General features: G+C 45.0%; 24 protein-coding genes. All 24 read right to left on the bottom strand.

Annotated elements, in window-relative coordinates; all coding sequences use genetic code 11:
* Positions 1-23 precede the first annotated feature (23 nt).
* Complete coding sequence (locus ABD734_RS05930) at positions 24-245, bottom strand: hypothetical protein (RefSeq protein WP_344702370.1); 222 nt, start codon at positions 243-245, stop codon at positions 24-26.
* A 56-nt stretch (positions 246-301) separates the two neighbouring features.
* A complete protein-coding gene (locus ABD734_RS05925; protein WP_344702368.1) occupies positions 302-910 on the bottom strand; it encodes a hypothetical protein in 609 nt (202 codons plus the stop codon).
* The gene (locus tag ABD734_RS05920) at positions 910-1,080 is read right to left on the bottom strand and encodes a hypothetical protein (protein WP_344702366.1); all 171 of its coding nucleotides are present in this window, start codon (positions 1,078-1,080) and stop codon (positions 910-912) included. The genes ABD734_RS05925 and ABD734_RS05920 overlap by 1 nt, the downstream gene beginning before the upstream one ends.
* Before the next feature lie 265 nt (positions 1,081-1,345).
* Positions 1,346-2,884, bottom strand: coding sequence for an N-acetylmuramoyl-L-alanine amidase (locus tag ABD734_RS05915; RefSeq protein WP_344702364.1), 1,539 nt, complete (start codon positions 2,882-2,884; stop codon positions 1,346-1,348).
* A complete protein-coding gene (locus ABD734_RS05910; RefSeq protein ID WP_344702362.1) occupies positions 2,868-3,005 on the bottom strand; it encodes a hypothetical protein in 138 nt (45 codons plus the stop codon). Before ABD734_RS05910 ends, ABD734_RS05915 begins: the two co-directional genes overlap by 17 nt.
* A gap of 55 nt (positions 3,006-3,060) precedes the next feature.
* Positions 3,061-3,354, bottom strand: coding sequence for a holin (locus ABD734_RS05905; protein WP_344702360.1), 294 nt, complete (start codon positions 3,352-3,354; stop codon positions 3,061-3,063).
* A 16-nt stretch (positions 3,355-3,370) separates the two neighbouring features.
* A complete protein-coding gene (locus ABD734_RS05900) occupies positions 3,371-3,661 on the bottom strand; it encodes a hemolysin XhlA family protein (protein WP_344702358.1) in 291 nt (96 codons plus the stop codon).
* Positions 3,662-3,699: 38 nt separating this feature from the next.
* Positions 3,700-3,996, bottom strand: coding sequence for a hypothetical protein (locus tag ABD734_RS05895; protein ID WP_344702356.1), 297 nt, complete (start codon positions 3,994-3,996; stop codon positions 3,700-3,702).
* A 1-nt stretch (position 3,997) separates the two neighbouring features.
* On the bottom strand, positions 3,998-4,366 hold the full coding sequence (locus ABD734_RS05890; protein ID WP_344702354.1) for a hypothetical protein: 369 nt from the start codon (positions 4,364-4,366) through the stop codon (positions 3,998-4,000).
* Between the two features lie 33 nt (positions 4,367-4,399).
* On the bottom strand, positions 4,400-9,550 hold the full coding sequence (locus tag ABD734_RS05885) for a phage tail spike protein (RefSeq protein ID WP_344702352.1): 5,151 nt from the start codon (positions 9,548-9,550) through the stop codon (positions 4,400-4,402).
* Positions 9,547-10,347, bottom strand: a complete 801-nt coding sequence (locus tag ABD734_RS05880; protein ID WP_344702350.1) for a distal tail protein Dit — start codon at positions 10,345-10,347, stop codon at positions 9,547-9,549. Before ABD734_RS05880 ends, ABD734_RS05885 begins: the two co-directional genes overlap by 4 nt.
* Positions 10,344-14,171: a hypothetical protein gene (locus tag ABD734_RS05875; RefSeq protein ID WP_344702348.1), complete on the bottom strand. Its 3,828-nt coding sequence runs from the start codon at positions 14,169-14,171 to the stop codon at positions 10,344-10,346. The genes ABD734_RS05880 and ABD734_RS05875 overlap by 4 nt, the downstream gene beginning before the upstream one ends.
* Positions 14,172-14,189: 18 nt before the next feature.
* Positions 14,190-14,540 (bottom strand): hypothetical protein, encoded by a 351-nt coding sequence (locus ABD734_RS05870; RefSeq protein WP_344702347.1) that lies wholly within the window; start codon positions 14,538-14,540, stop codon positions 14,190-14,192.
* Between the two features lie 5 nt (positions 14,541-14,545).
* Positions 14,546-15,046: a tail assembly chaperone gene (locus tag ABD734_RS05865; protein WP_344702345.1), complete on the bottom strand. Its 501-nt coding sequence runs from the start codon at positions 15,044-15,046 to the stop codon at positions 14,546-14,548.
* A 69-nt stretch (positions 15,047-15,115) separates the two neighbouring features.
* Positions 15,116-15,658 carry a phage tail protein gene (locus tag ABD734_RS05860; protein ID WP_344702343.1) on the bottom strand — a complete coding sequence of 181 codons (543 nt, stop codon included), beginning with the start codon at positions 15,656-15,658 and terminating at the stop codon, positions 15,116-15,118.
* Positions 15,659-15,671: 13 nt separating this feature from the next.
* Positions 15,672-16,088 (bottom strand): tail completion protein gp17, encoded by a 417-nt coding sequence (gp17, locus tag ABD734_RS05855; protein WP_344702341.1) that lies wholly within the window; start codon positions 16,086-16,088, stop codon positions 15,672-15,674.
* A gap of 11 nt (positions 16,089-16,099) precedes the next feature.
* Complete coding sequence (locus ABD734_RS05850; RefSeq protein WP_344702339.1) at positions 16,100-16,486, bottom strand: HK97 gp10 family phage protein; 387 nt, start codon at positions 16,484-16,486, stop codon at positions 16,100-16,102.
* The gene (locus ABD734_RS05845; RefSeq protein WP_344702337.1) at positions 16,483-16,803 is read right to left on the bottom strand and encodes a phage head closure protein; all 321 of its coding nucleotides are present in this window, start codon (positions 16,801-16,803) and stop codon (positions 16,483-16,485) included. The genes ABD734_RS05850 and ABD734_RS05845 overlap by 4 nt, the downstream gene beginning before the upstream one ends.
* Complete coding sequence (locus tag ABD734_RS05840; RefSeq protein WP_344702335.1) at positions 16,796-17,119, bottom strand: phage head-tail connector protein; 324 nt, start codon at positions 17,117-17,119, stop codon at positions 16,796-16,798. The genes ABD734_RS05845 and ABD734_RS05840 overlap by 8 nt, the downstream gene beginning before the upstream one ends.
* Positions 17,120-17,131: 12 nt before the next feature.
* On the bottom strand, positions 17,132-17,305 hold the full coding sequence (locus ABD734_RS05835; protein WP_344702333.1) for a Rho termination factor N-terminal domain-containing protein: 174 nt from the start codon (positions 17,303-17,305) through the stop codon (positions 17,132-17,134).
* A gap of 14 nt (positions 17,306-17,319) precedes the next feature.
* Positions 17,320-18,120, bottom strand: coding sequence for a N4-gp56 family major capsid protein (locus ABD734_RS05830; RefSeq protein WP_344702331.1), 801 nt, complete (start codon positions 18,118-18,120; stop codon positions 17,320-17,322).
* A gap of 21 nt (positions 18,121-18,141) precedes the next feature.
* Positions 18,142-18,726, bottom strand: a complete 585-nt coding sequence (locus tag ABD734_RS05825; RefSeq protein WP_344702329.1) for a phage scaffolding protein — start codon at positions 18,724-18,726, stop codon at positions 18,142-18,144.
* A 215-nt stretch (positions 18,727-18,941) separates the two neighbouring features.
* Complete coding sequence (locus ABD734_RS05820) at positions 18,942-19,121, bottom strand: hypothetical protein (RefSeq protein WP_344702327.1); 180 nt, start codon at positions 19,119-19,121, stop codon at positions 18,942-18,944.
* A gap of 10 nt (positions 19,122-19,131) precedes the next feature.
* On the bottom strand, positions 19,132-19,329 hold the full coding sequence (locus ABD734_RS05815) for a hypothetical protein (protein WP_344702326.1): 198 nt from the start codon (positions 19,327-19,329) through the stop codon (positions 19,132-19,134).
* Positions 19,330-19,380: the final 51 nt, after the last annotated feature.

Genomic DNA, 19,380 nt, shown 5'->3' with positions numbered 1-19,380 from the left:
ATGGGTGGCTTTAACTATGTCTACTATTCGAAGTGAGATATCAACAATGTCTCACTCAACTCTATCGCATTCAGCATGCCTGCGACGGCGCCTGGTACATCATTCAGATCTGTGTAGTAATCGACAATTAAATCATTCTCCATCGTGTAATAGAGCGATTGGTACTTGTCGATTTCACCAGATACAATGGCTTGCTGCAGTTTGTGGTTAAGTATGACGTAGTGCTCAATAATGTTTAGTTTCATAGTGTGTCCCTTTTAGATGATTATAACATAAAAAACCACCTACAGTGAGGTGGTTTCTATTTCAGTTTTTTGAGCGCAAGTTGCAAACCATTTTTGGTCGTATATTCTTTAAGGTTCGTGAATCCAAAATCTGAATAGAATTTGTGAAGAAAATCAACATCTTCATATTCTAGATAAACGATACTCCCACCGGTTATATTGCTTGCTTTCATTATATGGTCGTAAGCACTCTGCAAAATATCTACTCCTGATATAAGCTTAGCTTTTTTGCATTCATCAGAATAGTTTTTAGCAATCTGCCCAATTAAATAACCTGTAATGATAGTTGAGTTATCTTCCACAACTCCTCCACCAAACCTTATCTTACCTCTAATAGCGCTAGACAGCTTCTTATAATGTCTGCTTGGGATGACTAGAGGTCTATTAGCTATTGCGAAATAGCCAACTAATATAGATTCTCCTCTATATGATCCAAAAATAAGATGAGTTGCAGAAATACCAGCTTTTGAAAACTCAATCGCTTTACTTTTCAGAAAGAATTCCACATCGTGAGCAGTGTCTTTGCCGCTTACTGTGATGCTTTCAAACGTGTTAAGGATGGTTTGCGCTACCTCTTCACCATGCTCATCAAGAATTTGCATCAAGGGTACTACTTCTAATGCCATTATTTAGAAAAGCTACCTACTATTGAAGATAATCTTTCTTTGCTTTTCACTTCCGTGATTGTTTTGGTGTCTCTAACCTTTTGGTAGCGTTCTTCTTCCAATGCTCTGGCAAGCACTCTTGCTGACTTACTATTAAACTTAAACTCTGTAGTAAAGCTTTTAGTAGCCATTTGATTCTCCCCCTAGTGTGCACACTCACACATTTATCTTGTACATATAGTTTAATACAATTAACCACATTTTACACGACATATGATTGGTATTCTAGTGCTAATTTCGAAATGTCATAATTTCGTTATCAAAAGCTTATATTATTAAATACCCTTTTCGTACAAAAATGATTCATCTTATAGGGGTTTTATGTATCTCCTCCACAGGACAGAGAGAAAGACTGTGGAGGTTTGCAATACACATATAGTGTTTTCTTACTTTACTCTACTTCCACGCACCCCAGTCATCGCCAACTTCACCAGTGACTGGATTCCATTTCTTGACCGGAACCCACTGGTCGGATTTCAAGTCGAGTAGCCAGATGTGACCATCAGAACGTGCAATCTCTCTATAGTCTAAGCGTTGCCCAGGCTTCATCCATCCAGTGGATTTAGCGGCAAGTTTCGGACTGCCCTTACGTTTTTTAATTGGCTCATTGCCGTTAATCCAAACGCCTCTTAACTTCTTCCATTGCGTACCGTGCTTGTTTGTTTTCCATTTAGCATCGTTTTTCTTGCCTGGTTTCGGCTTTGCTGGCGCAACAGGTGCGTCCACTTTACTGTCGAGCGTTTTGAATTTCACACCGAAGTAGTCGCATACCGCCTTCACATCACAGTCCGCCATATCCTCGATATATTGATTCTGTCTGTTGCCAAAAATCAATGGGAAATCCAAGTTGTTTGTCATGAAACCATGTTCGACTAATACCATAGGGAATGTCGTACACTCACGGATCATGTGAAGATTGGTCCATGAATTATACTGAGAGGCGTGCAGGCCATTACCGTGTATGCCATACCCTTTATTAATCATGTTGTTGATGATATTAGTCGCAAACTTTTTCCCCTGCTTACTGCTATGCCAATAGAATGCACAGCGACCGCCCACATTAGGGTTGCCTGCGTTTGCGTGCAATGATATGCCGAGGTCTGGACGCTTGCTGTCGTAGTAGTTGGTCCGGTCCATCAACGGCACGTCTTTGCCATCGAACGGCTGCGCCATGATGACTGTGAAGCCGTTATGCTCCAGGATCTGTTTCGTCTTTTTGGCCAACTCATTATTGAACGTGAATTCCGCATAGCCTTTGCCATTTTTGAATACGCCCTTGCCTCGACCAGGGAAGGTATCGACACCATGGCCGATATCGAGTGCGATGACTTTGCCGTTTTTCTTCTTCGGCTTTGTCTTCTTGGCAGCTGTCTTCGTTTTAGGCGGTCGTGTGGCGTGTGTCTTGCTCACGTTAATGTTCAGAGGGTCAATGCCATTGCACGTGAACGCTTTTGCGTCTAGCGCACCGTATGGCTGGAATTGAATGTGCAGGTGGCTGTTCATATCATCTGCGTTGATATTATTGGAGTTGCCTTGATATGCGACAATTTGCCCCTTCTTCACTTTCTGCCCAATCTTCAAATAATCAAGTGGATTACGATCCAAGTGACCATAAATAACCTGGTAGTGCTTGCCATTAGCATCAAAGAAAGTCAATACTAACGTCCAGCCAAATGTATTCCAGCCGGTGCCTGGTGCAACAAGCGCATTGGCGACAGATTTAATCGGTGCTTTATGCTTTTTAGACACATCATATGCTCTATGGTAGCCGCCACAATAGGAATCGACATTCATGCCGTATTCATAATGGTCTCGTTTCCCCCAAGGTTTTTTGCCTTTGTCGGGATCATAAGATTCAAAGTATTTATTAGGGTCTGAAGTAATCCTGAAACCGTCATCATTCAGATACTTAATCGGATTATTTTTTACTGCCATCGGCACTGCCTCCTCCACCAAATTGAGTATCACTATTCAAGATGGTCGGATCTGTATACACTTCTTTTTCTTTATCGGAGTTCTTTTGATTGGATTTGTTTTTATTGTCTTTTTCGGACATTACACTCACTCCTTATATAAAATAAAAAGGCACCTCAGTTAAGAGATGCCTCACCTTATTTCCTTACGTTTCTAGGCCCTTGCGTCTGCCCTTCTCGTTTGCTCGCCACTTCCCATGCGCCGGTTGCCATCAAGCCACTGATAAGCCCAGCAACGACTCTGCCACCCATTGATAATTCCGCGCCCAATTCGGGTACGAAGATGGTCAATGCGCCAAGCCCTGCACCAATCAGGACACTGATCAGTGGCAGATAGTTCTTCGGCATGCGCTGCGTCCGTTTCAATACCTCCACGATGCCGAGTGTGATGCCTGCAATAACACCACTGAATAATAGTATGCCTTCCATCATGTCTCACCTCCTCTCATTACGTGAATATGAACCCAAGCACAAATATAATGAACGGCACTAATATTCCAGATGTAAATCCAGCCACCCATTTCAATGTCACCTTGAGTTCCTTTAACTTCTTTTCATTGTGTTCAGACATATCGAATGCTTTGTTAGACTTGTCAAACGCATCATCTGCCCGTTGCCGTATCTGTTCTAGTCCACTTAGCTTGCCGTCAATCTGCCCTAAGCGATCAAATATCTTAATGGCAATATCTTTGTCTTCTGTCGGCATCAAACCCATCCTTTCATCGATGTTCGGGCACATATTAATCACCCCTTTATTTAGACATAAAAAAGAGACCTCTACGGTGTAGGGTCTCCAGTTACTCGATTGCCTGTATCGTCTAATCGAAAGGCATCCTCATCTTTTTGAATGACATAGTAGTCGTAGTCTTGCTTGATAAACGGCGGGGCGCTGTTGAGCCAATCCTTGATACCTTTCGCCTCCTCAAATGTGCTGTATGCGTCCGCTTGGCTAAACTCTGTCACACTACTTGTCATGCCGTTGAATGTATTTACTCTGACGAGAGATTCCTCTTGATTACTTTCTTTTTCACGTGCTACAAAGTACCTTGTATCTTTACCTGTCAGTTTTGCCATATTATTTTTCCTCCTTGATAATCTCATCCAATAGAATGAGTGTTTGTGTTTTGATCGTACCTTCTGCGACTTGTTCGATTTCCTCGGTGCCGATGCTTTCCAGCTCTACTTCCACATTTTCATCCATGAGTTCCGCCCTTTTTCTGTGGAACTCTGGAGCTGTTTCGGCTTTTAGCGTCACACCCCCTTGCCCGTCATCTGATTCTTTGTACTGTTCAACAAGTTTTTTATTCACCTCTTCTGACGGTTTGAGTGCATCCTGCACCTTTTGATAATTCCGTTGTATCTTGAGTGATGTCTTGACGGGGAACTCTTTTGCCGCCAACTGCGATAGTCCGGTAAATATATTTTGCAGTTCTGATATTTTCATAATCATTCTCCTCAATATAAAAAGCCGAAGCATTTAAGCCACGGCTTCTTTTAAGATTTTAACTTCTTTTTCCAACGCTTTGATCCGCTTGTCCTTGTCGCTATCCAATTCAAATAGCGTCTGTATTTTTAAGTCTTTTTCATAGTCGTTTATCGCAAGCAACTTAACGCCTTGCACCGCCCACCACAGCACCTTATTGCCATTGAATCCATCGCCCTCACGCCACTCAGATGGAAATAGATCATAGTTGCTGTTCTCCCTGATGACAATGCCTTGATGAATCAGGTCTTTTTCAGTTCCTTTTTCAGAATCTAGTTTATAAGTGTGGAGCTGTAACTCGGTGCGGAATATTTCGAGAACGTCAAGATTCCACTCTTCAATGCTATTCTTATATCTCTCGTGTGACATTGCACGCCAGTTGGCAAATCTAATATCTCGATAAGCGGTAGAGTCCCCTTCATAAAATCTATTGCTAGTGAATCTTACCTCACTGTTACTTCCAATATAGGAGTTACCGTCATTGTTGAATCCTATCTTTCCGCCCTCTATAAATACACCGTCAGTCCGTAAAGGCATGTAGTAGCTAGTGTTTCCTGCGATAGTTGTGCGTACTTCTCCATCTGTTAAAGTCTGCAAGAACAGATGCCTACTATTACCATGTAGGCTATTCACAACTACTTTATTTACAATAGCTCCATCAGCTCTTAAATTCTGATAGTTCGTGGTTTGACCGTTTAACGTGATACGTAGTTCTCCGCCTGATAACGGTCGAGCGTAAAGGTGTTGCGCCCCTCCCAATGTGGACGCTGAGTTTATGTTCCAAAAATTTGCATATAATCCGCTTGCTCTGATAGGGAGGTACCTGTAACTGTCAACAAAGCCATCTCCCGGAATGTCTGGGTATGGGCTGACACGCACTTCGCCGTTACTCATAGGAGCTAAGTACACGTTGGCATTAGATGTACCGAGCGCAGCACTTGTAACCAATACACTGTCCATACTGAATCTTTTCGAGCCATTACTATTATACATAGAAATGCCGTCAATATTCATATCCATCTTCGCATTATCGTCTCGGGTAATTGTCATGAACCCGCCCTCAATATTCAGTTCGTGCGCTCCATTTCGTGAGTAAATGCGACGTGCCGACAGGTCTAAGGCGTTTAAATTACTAATAAACGCACTCTTAGCAGTAAGACTGTTAATGAACCCAACATCAGATGTGAACCGATTAAATAACGCTGTATCAACTTTCAGCCAATCTGACTCAATCATGTTCGCACCAAACCACTCAGATGTAGCTGATGCAAAATTCGCTTTAGCTGCGTCAATGGACATGGTATTAATTTCGTTGATAAACGCTGTATCAGCGACCAACTTATTGACCAATGCGGCGTTGACCTTCAGCTTATCCGCATCTACCGATTCAGTAGCCAAGTGTTTGTTTTTGATAAACTGCAAGTCTGCTGTTCCTGCGACGATATCCCCAAAGTTTGCTTTAGCGGCTTCAACGGAGAGTGCTTTGACATCATCAGCAAAGACTGTGTTTGCAGTCAACTTGTTTACAAGTGCCGTATTAACAAGCAACTTATCTGCGGAAACCACTTCCGAATCGAGCATCGCGTTCTTAATAACACCCGTAGTCAGGTAATCAATCGTTGCTGATGCAAAGTCTGCTTTGACCGACTCAATGCTCCATGACTTGATCTGGTTCTGCACGGTGATGTTGTTCGAGAAATCCACATTGTTTGCAATCATCGACATGCCGGTAGCATCCCCGACAATGGCTGTCGCAAAGTCTTCACCGCCGACGTGTGTGGTTCCTAGCAGGAAGCCATCTGATTGCAGCTTGAAATCTGTGAACTGGATTGTATCTTCTAGTGCGGGTGTCCAGTCTGTGGCCTTGTTGCCTTTTTCGAGTTTTAAATAAGGTTCTTTAACAGAACCACTACCGAAATCTAGGTACACAAATATGAATTCTCCTACCGAACCAGTTGTAAAAGTCCTATTAATTTTTGAACCCTCAACTGTGTTTATATACCCTATTACTGTAGAGATATTAGGAGAAGGTTTTGAGATATCCCCATTCGGTAAATCACCTTGATATATACCAAATCTATTAGACTCAGTTACAGTATAACTAATCGTATAAGTCGTATTTGGTTCTACTTTTATTACAGCTGATGTAGCTGAATTGTTTATTGTACCTTGGTTATGAAGATGTTTAGAATAATTAGATTGTTGAAACAAATTCCTTCCACCAATCTCAATCGCATCTATATCCGTCTGCCACACCCTCGTGCGAATCGCATCCGCATTACCATCTATAATAGCACCTTTATCTGCCATCCAACTATCCGCATCATCAATATCTCCTTGCAATGTGACAACCTCAGTCCTAAATCCATCCACATTTGCTTCATATGATGCAACTTGTGACTGTATAGCACTCATGTCATCACCAAAATCAGATTGGTATCGTGCAAAATCCGCTTTCAATCCATCTGCCGTAGCTTGAAATTCACCAATTGCTCGGTCATTTTTATCTACCCTTGTCATCGTTGCGCCGATTAAATCTGCATTTGCAATGATGTCAACTTTTGCAGTAGATATATCTGATTCAGTTTCTGATACTCTACTGATGACACGTTCTAATCCCTCTGCTGTTTCTCTCGATTCATTAGTGACTGATGTAATTAAATCATCCTGTTCACTGTTATGCGTGAGGATTCTACTGACTTCTTCTGCTGTTGATGTCGCTTGATTGCTCCACTGTTCAATATCATCATCATGCAATTGAGTTTTATCTTGTAACAATCCGATAGATTCTGCATTGGCATCTAACGTTGTACCATACTCTGTGATTTTATTCTGGATAGGTTCGATTTCTGTTCGATTGAGTTTCGCTTCAAGTTGTCCATCAATATATTCGATTTGTTGATTCAACGTTGTGATTTTCGCTTCGGTGTCTTCGGGGGCGGGTTCGTAAGGAGTCGCTTTATTCCCTTGTTCTAATTGTAAATTTCTTATCTCAACTTTATCTCCAAGTAATGCGCCATCTAATGATGATAAAACTAATAAACTTCTTGTTTGTATACCACGTGAGCCACCCTCCACTTTAAGTGTCGAATGTCTTTGCCATCCATCGCTAGGATAAATTGCATTATCTTCGCTATACAATGCTCCGTCAGGCGTTCTTGTGTCGAATCTCAATCGAACACCGTTTTCCACCGTAGTACGAATATCAAAAGACAATATATAAGGTATACCTTTTTGAATTTCTTCAAATATGATGTCAGGCATGCTCATATCGGATTGAATCCAATGATATGCGTTGAATCTAGGGGTGTCCGCTGTTATTTCGGTAACAGACATTTTGTTTTCTTCATCGTAATACCTTTCGGTTACATCTGAATTATCACTTGATTCTAAATAAATGCTTTTACTGCCAACCAGTAAATTCCGCCCACCAACTTCCAATCCATCCAGTTCAGCTTTCGCCGCATCCAACTGTTGTTGAAGGCTCTCCTTCGTCTCACCGAACTCAATACTCCCGACCTTACTCTTCAAGTCACTGATGACTTCCCGGAGATTCTTAGTGACCGTTTCAACATCACCACCGGCCAGCGTTTCAAGCCGTTGCTGTGAGGTCTGCTTATAAGTCTCGAGGTCATCCTGCACAGCGCCCGCCTTTTGAGCGGCATCTGATTCCGCTTGAGAGATGGCGTCTGTCTTCGCTGTACTGATAGCCGATTCAATTTCCGTTCTTTGAGTGGAGATTGAGGTGTTCAGCCTGTTTTCCACATCGTCGGAATAGTCGTTTGCCGCATTTATTGCGCCAGTTCTCACCGTGGATATTTGTCCTTCCAGCGTCGTCTTCTGCTCATTCAGTGCCGTACTCATCCGCTGTTCAGCCGCTTGTGTTTCCGCTTTGGCGTCGATGACGGCTTGCTGATAGGCGTTCTCTATGGCTGTCGTCTGGGCATCATACCGGGCATCAAAGTCATTTTTGAGTTGTGTGATGTAGCTTTGCGTATCACTCTGATTCCGTTTGATCTGAGCAGTAATATTTTGCTGCCGACGGTCAGTCTTGAAATGCTGATAGTCGCCTAAAGTGATTTTACTGAGGTTGTCATCGAGTAGGTTATTCTCTATTTTGTGTATGCGCGCCTTTTTGATGATGTCAGCTTGCTTATAAATCACACCAACACTATCACCAAGGTCATGCGCCCCTACTCTGGCAACATCAGTCTTCCATGTTGCTTTCGGTACACAGTTTTCAAGGAGCCATTGATAGGTTGAATCAGCAAGCAGTTGCTTATTCTCTACATTCTCAAAAATGACTTCTGGCATTACACGAGGATGAATCTCGCCGTTTTCAAAATAGCCATATTCTGCAGTAGCTGATGGAATCTCTATCCAATTTTGCCCGACCGGACTTGTGATGCCATCTTTCGACCATTCGATGTCGCCGAATTCAAGACGTGGACCGAAACCGTCACCAGCTTCTTCACCACGTCCCCGTCCGACTGCTGCGGTATAGACTTCCGATTCGTCTTGCTCTTGCGTCAGGTTCAACAAGTTAGTGCCATAAGCAAATCGCTTACCCGTCCATTTGCCAAGGCGTTTTTTAATGTACAGATCTTTGCTAATGATTTTGCGTCCATCAAATGTCAGGCCGTAGTCAAACTCGACCCCGAATTTCTCGATGATTAAGCTGCGGGCATTGGCAACACTGTCTCGATAAAAGTTGATATCTGCGGTACCCGTTACATCATAGTCTTTTACATACCACCCAATCGGATTGAAAGCGGCATCTGCCACGGGCTTTATATCGTAATCCCTGAAGCGTCTATCATGTATGTTGCCCATTGCCTTGGCTTCATCGAAGAAGATATGCACGCCATCAAATAGCAGTATGCGTTTGTTATCCGCCCTTACTTTTCGAGCGTGGATTTTATACAATTGGAACCGTTTATGTCGGTCATAGTGCCCTGCAAACCATGCCCGTTCTATATTCTTCTTGTGATTGTACTGCGTACCCTCTTTCGTTTCATAAAAAAGAGGAACTTCAACGGACAACTGATACAGTCCATTGAGCTCCACTGTTTGAATTGCGGATAGCAAGTGCTTCTTCGGTATAATCTTCTGTAGCTTTTTCTGTCTGTCGAATAGATAAATCATAGGCTCACACCTCTATACTTGATGGTGATACTTGCAGGCGTCGGTGTGACGACCAGTTGGTCCCCTGTCTTCACTGTGAATTCTTCCATATCGCTTTCTATATTCAAACCGTCCATTGCATCCGTCTCTGTCACATTCTTGGTCAATGTCTGGTCTTCCAAATACAGACGATACACAGAAGAAACGTTCTCATGAGAATAGTTGATATTCAAGTCAGTTGTCGTATTCCTCAAACTCCACTCCTTGATACCTGTATCAAATTTGATTTCGATATAGGGTTGGACAGGTTCAGAAGACTCTATAGAAAGTATTTGAGCGCTAGTATAGTTGATTGTGTGCTCATCCCGATATTTCAATGGATCGTGCCATAGGAAATCCAAGACGAATGACTGTTTTTCAGCTTCATCATCTGGTATCGAGCCACCTTCATACACCACATAGTAGGTTAAGTTCGCTTCATCACTGAATCGGATATGCTTTGCATGCTTCAGCAAGCCATTCAAGGCGCTCAGTTTTTCTTTGAGGACACTTGTATCAACTGCATCGATTTCGACCGTCACACTGATGGTTTTAGACGCCATGCGCTTACTGAGCACCATCAGCCCATCATATCCAGCTGGTGTGGATGTCTGAATGTCGTAACTGTTCAACTGACGGCCAGTGACGTTTGTCGTTTCTACAATGCAGTTGATGTCGCTTAGCGTCTCGTCAATGTTCGTACCTTCTACAATCAACTGATGAGGAGACGGGAGATGTAGCCCTCCCGTTCGTTCTCCTGGCAGTTCAAACTCTATCATTCATACACACCTCCTAGATATGACTCTTCGAGATTGGTGACACGGACAGATTCATCATTGATATCCTCGACAAATCCTCTGTATTCTTTATCACCAAGACTAAACCGGATATTGGCGGACTGTTTGACATCCAGACCATTCTCCAAGTCATGCTTGATTTCCGCATCGCCAATCGCCGTAATGCTATTGTTTAAGTCTTTACCATCCACATCGAATCCAATAGGATCAAACTCTGGCTGGTACGCATTCTGCATCTTATCAGTCATCCTGAGTATTTCATTGACGACTCTTCCAGATTCATTGCCGATACCAATTGCCAAGCCCTGGGCTGTATATTCACCCATTGCCATGGTTACACGGGATGGTGACTTAATTTTCAGTGCGCTCCGGATGGTAGCAGCCGCTCTGTTGGCAATGCCTCTTGCGGTCGCATATACAGACCCTGCCTGACTTTGCAGACCGGCTCTATAGCCGCCCATTGTGTATGCGCCTGCGCTGTAAAAGCCGCCGTAACTGCCCCGGATTGTCGCGATAGACCGTGACATCGTGGACTGAATGCTCGCGACTGCACGGGCACCGCCACTTGTGATGCTACTGACCATAGCGTTCATGCCTGAATTCGTTGCGGCGACCATCTGACTCATACCGGCACTCGTAGCCTGAGACATCGCTTGCATACTGTTTGTACCGGCTACTTGCATCTGTCTGTAACTCTGCGTAGCTGCTTTATTCATACTGGAAGTTTCGGATGTACCTGTGCTGCTGATATCAGCAAAGTTACTGTTTGAATTACTGAGGAGACTGTCGAGTTCAGACATGGAGCCACTACTCATTCCTTCAAACTCACTTAGCACATCACTACTCAATCCGGCCGTTTCGCTACTGCCCGTACTGGCCAAACTTTCGAAGTCGCCGCTCATTATGGCATCCATATTCGCTGTCTCTGCTGTGGAGCCGCTGGACATTTCTTGAATGGCCGCTGTAAAGTCACTGCTCAAGCCAGAGGCTTCTGTTGAGCCTGTACTGTGGAGGCTCTCCATGTCTGCAGAACCCATCTGATTCATGCCGCTGATGTCCTGCGTCGCATGGTCACGCATGTAGCCTGTTTCGCTGGTGACGCCAGTGTTGAGCGCTGCTGCATTCGTTGTACCTGAAGACATCAAGCTCTCGAAATCAAATGCCGAATTACTCGCCATCGCACTGGTATTACTGTTGACACCAGAAGCCATGCTGCTTGTATTGTTCGTAGCATTGGCGCTCATTGTACTTGTGTTCGTGCTGACACTGTTGGCCATCTCAGATGTTTTGGCACTTGTGTCACTGCTTGCAAGACCTAGCGTATCACCGATGAATCCGAATACTTTTCCAACTGTTTCACCAATGGCGCCGAGCACCGTACCGACGGTTTCTCCGATAGAGCCAAATATTTCTTCAGTCGTTGCTCTGATGCCTTCCCATGCTGCTGTCCATTGACCAGTTACCACATTGATAAAGAGCTCAATGATGCCAAGTATCAACGTAACTGCAATTTGCACGACGTTTGAGATCAACGCCCAAGCGACTTCGAAAGCGCCTGTGATGACATGCAGTCCGGCTGTTACAACGGCAATGATGCCACCGAGGACGCCACCGATGATTGTAAGTACTGCAGGGAATACTACGCTCGTAATCTGCATAATCTGCTCACTGTTGTTACTCCAAAACTCGCGAACTTTTCCGAAGATGCTTGAAACAGTATTCCAGATAGCACCAACTACTGTGGAGATAAGGCCCCAAACGGCCTCCCACACCATGCTGGCGACAGCAATGATTGTTTCATGGTTCGCTTGCCAGAACGCAACGACTGCACCGACAATGGTTGAGACGATGTTATATATCGCTGTGACCACTGTAACGATCGTATTGAGTATGATGTCCCACACTCGCATTGCCACATTGACAATTGTTTCATGGTTATTCGTCCAGAAGTTCGCAACTGCAGTAATCACTGTGGAGACGATATCCAAAATGAAGCCAAGCACTGTGAAAATGGTGTTTTTAATGAAATTCCAAGCGTTCACGATAACTGGTACCAGCGTGTCCATCACGTACTGCACAACCGTCAGGACAGCGTTCCATACACCTGTGACTATCGTTAGGATGTTCTGTTGATTCGCATCCCACCAAGCGACCAGCATGCCCCATACGGACATGATGAAGTTACTCACTGCCGTTATGGCGTTGGAGATATGTTCTTTGACTTGGTTCCAGATATTGACGACTCTGTTCCTGAATTCTTCGTTGGTCTGCCATAGCCATATAAATGAGCCGACTAATGTCGCGAATACAGATATCACGGCAAATACTTTCAAAGTCACTGCACTGAATACGCCAGTGAGCGCTTGAATACCGGTCCATATTGCCATTGCAGCTGGCACGGCCATCATAAATACGCCAGCCAATGTTGTAATGACACCGATAAGTAGGCCAACTACCGGATGATTCGCCAGCAACTCTTTCGTAAACTTGAATATTTCATTAGCTACGTTAAGTACAGCTTCACCAAGCGGCGCCATGGCAATACCGAGGTTGACCAGTGTTCCGATGATATTGCCGATTAAATCGACGACTACCGGCCCGGTTCGCTCAATGTACTCGACAAAGTTTTGGAAGGCTCTGTTATTGGATAACTCAGCTGCCCATTCTCTAAAGCGTTGCGTCATACGCTCCAAGCCATCAAATACATGACTGCTGTTTGCGCCGAATGCAGCGAATAGGTCAATGATGCCGAGGAATGTATTGCCAAAGATGCGTCCAATTTTCGGCATGTTCTCCATCACATAATTCGTAAAGTCGTGGAAGCCGTTCGTTTCAGCCATTTTAGCGGCCCAGTTCGCAAACTGCTCGCCTAGGTTATTAAATCCTTGTGCAACCCAATCAATCAATGGCATGGCAGCGTTCATCATGTCGATTAAGCCCTTGCCAAATTGACCGGCCGCTCGCATGATATTTTCGAATACCCGAACGCCTGTTGAATTCAGATTGTCAAAGAACCGTGTCATTGTCGGTGATTTGTCCAAGAAGTTTTGAAACTCCTTTGACATGCCAGAGATGGAATCGACCACTCCGTCAATGAATGGGCGCATCTGCTGCAATGCACTGTTAGCGCCGTTAATCGCATTCGACATGATGTCAAAGGTCGCATCCATATGCGCATCGACTATATCGCTCCATGTGGATTTAATGCCATCTAACGCTGATGTAAATCGTTTTGATGCGTCTGTCGCCCGAAATGCCTCATCGTTGTATCGTTTGAGCACTGTGGCAACAATGCCTCCAAAGGCCAAACCACCTGCGCCAGCTATTGCGAATGCTCCAACCAGTGCCAGGAGGCCCCCTGTGACAGTACCAAGCGCAACGCCCAGTGCCATAACGGCTGACGTCAATCCAGCTATGATCGGAATACCTGCCGCCAGTGATGCGAACAACGCACCTTTAAAGACATTCGCCATGACAGTCGCGACTGACCGGATGTTAGTGGCCAGCTCACCCATTCGCCTGTTAAATGGATCCGTAAAATTCTTCTGTATGGCATGGTACGCACGACGGAAACTGAAATGGTCCACATCTGCTTTTATCTTTCTGGTGACTATCCTCCGTTCAAATGCTTTTGAGAGTGCTTCTGCTTGCAGCAAGCCACGACGGAACTTGGAGATGTTTGCATCCACATCCGTATTGATTTCATCCGGCACTTTATTCGCCTGGGCTGCCGCTTTATTGATGTTCCGCTCGAAGTTACGGATATTCGCATATATGCGCGCTACAAAGCTCTGCACATCATCCATCTGCTCACCCCTTTTTATTTATCTATTTTTATTGACTGTTTTGAGCCATTCGTCCATTTCTGCAACTTGCTTCTTGCGGATATGCTTGCGTCGATGCTTATCCACCCACTTTTCGTACTTAACCTGCTCCTTGTCTTTATCGATGAGCTCACGCTGTTCTTCGATATATCGTTTTTGCGGCTTCACATTGGCGCCGTTGTTCATCCGAGCCATTGCGTTGGCAGTGAACAATCCGTCCTCAAGAGTGTCCAATCGCCGGTGTCTGGCGCCTTTAATTAAATTGCGCCAATACCGGGGTGTCATCTGCCATATTTCGTGTTCTGGAATATAGCCAAGCATGCGCTGGGTGGTGGCAAAGACATAATCCATGTCAATTACTTCATTGCTTCTTCTTCCTTCGCTGGATCCATCACTGCTTCGTACATGTCCACGAGAGACTGAGCGCTCTCCTTGGCCGCCTCTTTCGCTTCTTCCTTCGTCTGGCCATCTTCCGGCTTCGCCTGTTTGTAGCTCTGCCTCACGTTCAGCCAAAACCCCCTGATTTCCTGCTTGAAATAACCAGAGTTTTCTAGGGTTTCGATGGCACCCCGGATGAGCTCGATCGTATCTTCTTTCTCATCGATGATTTCGCCCAACGCTTTTTGAATGTCACCTTTTTTAAAGCGGGTTACATGAGCCGTGGCGCAGTCCCAGAAGTTCAGCAGTGCATCCGTACGGCGTTGCACCAGTCCAAGATAGATGGCATTGATACCGGGCGTTTCGTTGCCGTCCTTGTCTTTCGTCGCATATTCTTTGGCACGCTCTCCGAAAAGGAATGAGCCCTTCGCTTCTACCTGTTGATCTTTGATCACAAGTTCTTTAATGGATTCAGTCATAATGTAATTGCTCCTTTATAGATAAAATAGATAAATAAAAAGGACGAGCGATTGCCCGTCCGGTGTGCTTTATACTCCTGATGATGCGTTATCTCTATTCTCGAGTGAGCCTGTGAATTCACCTGGTGCTTCGAAGTCTATTGCGGCTGTAGATGGATTCAGTACCGCATCCGGTAGCTTCGGCAGTGCACCTTTAGCCGTCTCGACTTTAATAGCCAGTGTGTGCTCGATGGTATCTTCTTCATCGTCAAATGACTTGCTGATTTCAGAAACAACAGAGTAGCCGAATACGGCATCATGTCCATCTACCTGAGCTGCATCAATCGTCACTTCTTTCACGCGTTTGTCAATGAGCCATATCTTAATCTGCTCTTTGTTTCGGATGGCGTCATCTAAGGCTTCTTGCCCTACGTCGCCTTCTACACGATTGGCAGTAAATGTGACTTCTTCAGCATGTGCGCCGTAGTCACGATCTGTTTTACCACCTCTGATTTTATCAACAACCTCATTTGTAATCGTGTGACCGCCTTCTGTAATGTCGCCAACTACTATTCCTTCAGCGCCCAACTCTGAATTGGCAGGCTGTACCAGTACTGCATAATTGTTAGCCATTCACTTCATCTCCTTATTTTTCGTTTCTGTATAACACATGATGTCGGACTGTATAGACCAAGCGCAACACACCATGAGATGTGTACTGGTCAATGTCCGTCATCACCTGCTCATTGCTTAATCTGATTTTCTCGACTTCATAATGCGCCATCGGAATCTTTACACGGGTGTAGAACTTCAGCCACTTCATCAGCTCCCGGCATTCCGGCTTACCGTCTGCATAGACGTGCATCTGTACGGCAATATCCTCACGCATGGATGTGGAAGTTACCTCTTCAGTGACATTCGTCTCACCGATGACGATGTACGGTGTCACGAGTTCCTTCTTCACGCCATCCTCGACACCCTTCACTTTAGCCATCAGAGGCGACTGCAGGACCGTATTGAATAAGCCGTTATATAGTTCCTCATGAGCACTCACCCAGTTCATCCAATCTCCTCCTAACTAAAGTAATTTTTGAAGTATCTTCTCGCGACATCTATGGCAGGGAACCAGAATGGCTGGGCGACCATGCCATAAGTCGTGTACCACTTGCCGTCATCCCCTTTATAGGTCCACGGGATCTTCTTTGCTCTAGAGCCACCAGGGCCTGTAGCGTAGATGCCAGTCCCAAACTCCAGGAAAACTGCCCAATACGTACCAACACTAACTGTCGCTTCCAAGCCGCCGATGTCAGACTGTATGGAGTTCTTTGTCATACCAGTATCGACTGCTACACGACTGCTTGCTTCCGTATCGAGTAATACAGCGGTCTCAGTAACACCTCTTTGAACCTTCTCGATCGTTTCATCGTTGTAGGCTTGCAAAGCTCTTGCTAAATTCTTCATTCGTCCACCTCTTTCAGTGGAATCCGATTGACTTCATGCTGTCCACCCTGGTCTTCGACATCGCCGATGATTTCGTACTCTTTCCCATCATGCATGATGATGTCGGTGTGCTTGGGCTTCACCCTGTACGGCACATAGAGCGCCCGTGTGAGCTGTTTCTGCATATTATGGAAGGTTAGCCTTTCAGATGTAGAAGGCGTGTCCATGAAGCCGTTGACCATAATTACCGTCTCCACGACTTCTTCCTTAAACGGATAGGAGCCAGATTGAATCGTCTTTCGAGTGATGATGCTGATCTCATGTGGGAATTCACTCATGAACATGTGCGCCACCCCAATTCAGCTTACGCAGCGGTTTAATGATCGCATTCAGCTTCTCATCAGTGTCAGCATCATAGCTATAACTGACCGAGCCCATAGAACGGCTAGAGATGCCCTGCTGTTGCGTGAAATCCCGTGCGATGGACTTGGCAATGTATTGCTCCACTTTAAATGGCAGCTGTGGGCTAAATGTCCGATTGCAATACTCTTCTGCCATGCCCTGATAGTGTGGGATAAGCGTTTCGATGTGCATATCTTTTGATGTGTCCGCGATATCCCACTTATTGATTGCTTTTACTTTCGTTGCATCCATTTACTGCACCTCCTATTCCTGGAGTGCTTCGATCAGTTCCGGCTTCTTCATTTCAGAATAGCCTTCGACACCCTTTTCTTTAGCAAGGTCTTTGAGTTCGGATACTTTCATGTCGTCGAGTTGTTGTTTAGGAGAGAGGTCAGACTGTTTCGTCTGCCCCTTCCTTCTGTGTCTGCGTAGCATCATCTATACCAGCCCCCTTAGACGCCTGCTGAAGCGATTTTTACAACACCATTGTCATTCTTGAGGTTGACAGCGTAGAACTCGTTACCTGCAAGCACAACTGTACGTGCGAGGATGTCCGGGTCAACGTTGATTTCAGGTTGTTTCTTGTAGACGATTTCCACAGCGCCTTGCTTTTGGAGGTAGGCTTCTCCAGCTGTGATGCGGTTGGATGTCACGATGGAAGTTACGCCGACAATTTCGGATACTTGACCTTTAGTGAGCGCTCTGTCCTGTACGGAACCGCCAGCGGTGAACAGGCTTTGGATGAGGTCGTAGTAGTCGGATGGATTCATGAAGAGAACATAATCCTCTGCATCTTCATCACCGAAAGTCTTCAGTGCGCCCAGTACGGATTCAACCGTGTTCGGTGCGCCATCGAAGGACTGTGCTGTACCAGCGAGCGCCGCTACATAGTCGATGTCGATTTTGTCCGCCATCGCTTTAGCGAGTTGCGCCTGTGCTTCTGAAAGTGTGCCATCCACATTAGTAAGGATGGCTGTTTCAGTAACCTCTACCGCTTTACCAGCTTCTTTGACAGTGACCTGTGTAGTCGTCATGCTCATTGCTGTCGGGTCCATTGGTACGCCTTCAGTGAGGTCTTCGGCGGCGCCGATGTAAGCATACTTCGGACGAGTGATTGTGTCGCCACCACGGCCTACGAGTGTGTTATCTACGGATGCGAAAGGTGAAAACTTGATTTTGTTAGGCAGTTCTGCGGAAATTGCATCTGCCATTACCTGTGGATTTACTAGGTTTGCAGCTTGTGTTTGAGCCATATTCAATCATCTCCATTAATATTATTTGGTAAATTCGTCGTAAAGCTGTTTGTTATTGTTGTAGAGGTCATTCTTTTCCGTGTAGGACATCTTGTCAAAGTCCTCTTTCGTGATGCTTGGTGCAGGCCCACCCTCTTGTGGTGTCCTGCCTGTCTTCTTCTGCGCTTGGAACAGGTACGGTTTATTCTCTTTGAGTGTGGACAACTTATCATCCAACCCTTTGATAGTACCGTCTTCTGCGACTTCCAAGCCGTCTTTGTCGATGAATGCCAGTACGTCGGATGGATCATTCGCCTCTTTGGCTACTGCCAATTTGATGGCGCTGTCCAGTTGTACTTGCTTCAGTTTGTTTTCGTAGTCTGCGTTAGAAGTTTCGTACTCGTTCAGTTTCTTCTGAAGTTCTTCGTTGTCAGTCGAGTTTTTAAGCTGTTCGATTTGATTATCCCGTTCAGTGATTTCTTCATTCGCTGTATCGAGTTGGGATTGTAGGTCATCTGCTTTACTTGCAGACTCCTTATACTCCCTCACCGTGTCGTGATGCTCATCAATAATCTTCGGGATATGCTCCTCGTCAACGCCTAAATCTCTCAAAAATTGCCTTTTCATATATAAATCAATCCTCACATTTTTTATTAACACTGGTCTAATCCAGCACGAGTTATACACCTTTTAACGCCATGAGTAGTTTGGGCAAAATAAATACGCTTACCCGACTGGATAAACGTTAAGCACGGTGTAGTGCCATCAAGATATTCCCACTCTTATCATCATGGGAGATCACCTCCTCGTTAATGTTTACAACTGAAATTAATCACTTGGCATCACTCCCTTCGGTGGTCTATTTGTCGACTCTTAATCGCATCTGCAATCTCCGTTGTTCTCTCATCGATGGTTGGTTTTCGTCCTTGCTTTTTGAGTTCTCGAGCAATCTCCGCTGTATTCTTCTCAACAGCTTGTAGTGACTTGGCAATGTCTTTCAAGTAGCGTTCTGATTTATCCATAATTGACCTCCTAGAACCTTCTTGAATTGCGCTCTTTCTTCCACAGCTTTATCTCACGAATAGTCAGCAAGATGCTCAGTACTGTGAACACAGCATATGCTGTGCCTCTAACAGGGTCTTCCGTGCCGAAATGTGCAATGGAGAAAAGAATTGATGTTAAACCAAAGAATGCGAATATGGCTATGTTTAACCCCTTAACACTTCCCATGCTGACTACCTCCTTACAATCATTAGAGCACCTGTAAATGGGTTCTTGATA

The organism is Salinicoccus jeotgali (genome assembly GCF_039538805.1).
Classification (GTDB): domain Bacteria; phylum Bacillota; class Bacilli; order Staphylococcales; family Salinicoccaceae; genus Salinicoccus; species Salinicoccus jeotgali.
Note: the sequence above shows the minus strand (reverse complement) of the source record. Positions and strands in the feature narration are given on the sequence as shown.

Excerpts from the sequence above, each read along its gene's own strand:
- ABD734_RS05930 (WP_344702370.1), bottom strand. The coding sequence starts at position 245 with ATGAAACTAAACATTATTGAGCACTACGTCATACTTAACCACAAACTG.
- ABD734_RS05925 (WP_344702368.1), bottom strand. The coding sequence starts at position 910 with ATGGCATTAGAAGTAGTACCCTTGATGCAAATTCTTGATGAGCATGGT.
- ABD734_RS05920 (WP_344702366.1), bottom strand. The coding sequence starts at position 1,080 with ATGGCTACTAAAAGCTTTACTACAGAGTTTAAGTTTAATAGTAAGTCA.
- ABD734_RS05915 (WP_344702364.1), bottom strand. The coding sequence starts at position 2,884 with ATGGCAGTAAAAAATAATCCGATTAAGTATCTGAATGATGACGGTTTC.
- ABD734_RS05910 (WP_344702362.1), bottom strand. The coding sequence starts at position 3,005 with ATGTCCGAAAAAGACAATAAAAACAAATCCAATCAAAAGAACTCCGAT.
- ABD734_RS05905 (WP_344702360.1), bottom strand. The coding sequence starts at position 3,354 with ATGATGGAAGGCATACTATTATTCAGTGGTGTTATTGCAGGCATCACA.
- ABD734_RS05900 (WP_344702358.1), bottom strand. The coding sequence starts at position 3,661 with ATGTGCCCGAACATCGATGAAAGGATGGGTTTGATGCCGACAGAAGAC.
- ABD734_RS05895 (WP_344702356.1), bottom strand. The coding sequence starts at position 3,996 with ATGGCAAAACTGACAGGTAAAGATACAAGGTACTTTGTAGCACGTGAA.
- ABD734_RS05890 (WP_344702354.1), bottom strand. The coding sequence starts at position 4,366 with ATGAAAATATCAGAACTGCAAAATATATTTACCGGACTATCGCAGTTG.
- ABD734_RS05885 (WP_344702352.1), bottom strand. The coding sequence starts at position 9,550 with ATGATTTATCTATTCGACAGACAGAAAAAGCTACAGAAGATTATACCG.
- ABD734_RS05880 (WP_344702350.1), bottom strand. The coding sequence starts at position 10,347 with ATGATAGAGTTTGAACTGCCAGGAGAACGAACGGGAGGGCTACATCTC.
- ABD734_RS05875 (WP_344702348.1), bottom strand. The coding sequence starts at position 14,171 with ATGGATGATGTGCAGAGCTTTGTAGCGCGCATATATGCGAATATCCGT.
- ABD734_RS05870 (WP_344702347.1), bottom strand. The coding sequence starts at position 14,540 with ATGGATTATGTCTTTGCCACCACCCAGCGCATGCTTGGCTATATTCCA.
- ABD734_RS05865 (WP_344702345.1), bottom strand. The coding sequence starts at position 15,046 with ATGACTGAATCCATTAAAGAACTTGTGATCAAAGATCAACAGGTAGAA.
- ABD734_RS05860 (WP_344702343.1), bottom strand. The coding sequence starts at position 15,658 with ATGGCTAACAATTATGCAGTACTGGTACAGCCTGCCAATTCAGAGTTG.
- gp17 (WP_344702341.1), bottom strand. The coding sequence starts at position 16,088 with ATGAACTGGGTGAGTGCTCATGAGGAACTATATAACGGCTTATTCAAT.
- ABD734_RS05850 (WP_344702339.1), bottom strand. The coding sequence starts at position 16,486 with ATGAAGAATTTAGCAAGAGCTTTGCAAGCCTACAACGATGAAACGATC.
- ABD734_RS05845 (WP_344702337.1), bottom strand. The coding sequence starts at position 16,803 with ATGAGTGAATTCCCACATGAGATCAGCATCATCACTCGAAAGACGATT.
- ABD734_RS05840 (WP_344702335.1), bottom strand. The coding sequence starts at position 17,119 with ATGGATGCAACGAAAGTAAAAGCAATCAATAAGTGGGATATCGCGGAC.
- ABD734_RS05835 (WP_344702333.1), bottom strand. The coding sequence starts at position 17,305 with ATGATGCTACGCAGACACAGAAGGAAGGGGCAGACGAAACAGTCTGAC.
- ABD734_RS05830 (WP_344702331.1), bottom strand. The coding sequence starts at position 18,120 with ATGGCTCAAACACAAGCTGCAAACCTAGTAAATCCACAGGTAATGGCA.
- ABD734_RS05825 (WP_344702329.1), bottom strand. The coding sequence starts at position 18,726 with ATGAAAAGGCAATTTTTGAGAGATTTAGGCGTTGACGAGGAGCATATC.
- ABD734_RS05820 (WP_344702327.1), bottom strand. The coding sequence starts at position 19,121 with ATGGATAAATCAGAACGCTACTTGAAAGACATTGCCAAGTCACTACAA.
- ABD734_RS05815 (WP_344702326.1), bottom strand. The coding sequence starts at position 19,329 with ATGGGAAGTGTTAAGGGGTTAAACATAGCCATATTCGCATTCTTTGGT.